This is a genomic window from Mucilaginibacter sp. P4_G9 (assembly GCF_056400985.1).
In genome coordinates, this window is record NZ_JBFUKF010000741.1 from 1 (window position 1) to 1367 (window position 1367).

2 protein-coding genes are annotated in these 1367 nt (G+C 37.3%); both read left to right on the forward strand.

What is annotated here, in order from left to right; genetic code table 11:
- On the forward strand, nt 1-278 hold a 278-nt coding region (locus AC1DPZ_RS27235), incomplete at its 5' end, for a hypothetical protein (RefSeq protein WP_477409414.1).
- A 256-nt stretch (nt 279-534) separates the two neighbouring features.
- Nucleotides 535-1023, forward strand: a complete 489-nt coding sequence (locus tag AC1DPZ_RS27240; protein WP_477409416.1) for a hypothetical protein — start codon at nt 535-537, stop codon at nt 1021-1023.
- The last annotated feature ends 344 nt before the right edge of the window (nt 1024-1367 follow it).

The window sequence follows — 1367 nt, forward strand, 5'->3', positions numbered from 1 at the left end:
TAAAGGAAAAAGTCAACATGATAGTAGTCGAGAGACCACATTGGGCATCGTCATTAGAACTCAATTTAGGGGTTTATAGCGCCAATTGTGAAGACATTAAGAAAGTTACGCCATTGTATGCTATTCAAAGAGATAGGCAGACAGCAAAGCAAATTAACGAGCTGATAGGATACTTCTCTCAATTTTCATTGACTCCAAATTCGATAATAGAAAATTTCTTTAATGAAGACTATGCAATGTTTGTTATGTACCAGTACCCTAAGAATCAGCGATTCTAGCCCTTTGTAGTTCGAATTGTATAAATTATAAGACATTGACCACAATCTGCGCTTTCCTTGCCCTCTTTTGCTGCTTTCAAGGCGTTTATGGTGGGCGCAAGCCTCTTCTTGTTTAGGTTATACATAATTAATACTGTTATTAGATCGTGCTTATACTTTGCGAAAGACAACTAATCTATAATTAAAAAGTTACTGAATTTGATAACTTCAAGAGCTTGCCAATCGGTAGGCTCTTTTAAATAATTAACTAATCCTTATGACAATACAAGTAATACTAGGACTGGTGKGCCTCGCCTGTTTTATATACTCACAAGAAAACGGCAAAAGGCAAAAGGTTTTAGTCCGATTCATTGTTACCGAAGCCTGGATTAATGGAGTTAATTTATCTGATGTTTACGTTGCAAACAAAGCATACTTTGCATTTTATAAAACAGGTGGTGAGCCTATTGCCTTGGGCGGAGTATTGGGTGACACCGAGCATCAAACGTTTGGTCATGTTTCCTATATAGCAGCCAAACGGCTCAAACAAACATCAAGTAAAGAGCCAACCGATACACAATCATTCACTTGGACTTACGAAAACAACTTTGATGGAAGCAGGAATAGTGCTGAGGTTAAATTAGTTAAGATTTATTCTAACAATAAAGTTGAGTTTGAGCTGAAGATTGAAACTCAAGATCATAACCGTTTGCTGTTTAAAGGCTATATGGATAATCAGCACACGTTTAAAATCGAGCATCAATAAATGATGTGTTAGCTATGAAGCACTATTTCCATTTGCTTGCCTCAAAGTTATAAACACTTAATCGAAAACTGTCATATTTATGTCAACTGGCAGGTTTGGTGTTTGTAAGTAGGTGCGCTTTTCCTTGGATTAGTGCTTAAACCACCATACTTTTGACTAAACAACAAACCCCGAGGCTGTAACCTCAGGGTTTTTGCGAACATCCGGACGGAATCTTACCGTCTGATATTGAGTTAGACCTCAATACTGTATCATCTTTATCGGTAGTCATGGCAACAAGGCACTAACACGCTCCCCATTTGTTGTTAAACAAAGTTAATGTTTGCTTTGGAAAGCTGTTAATG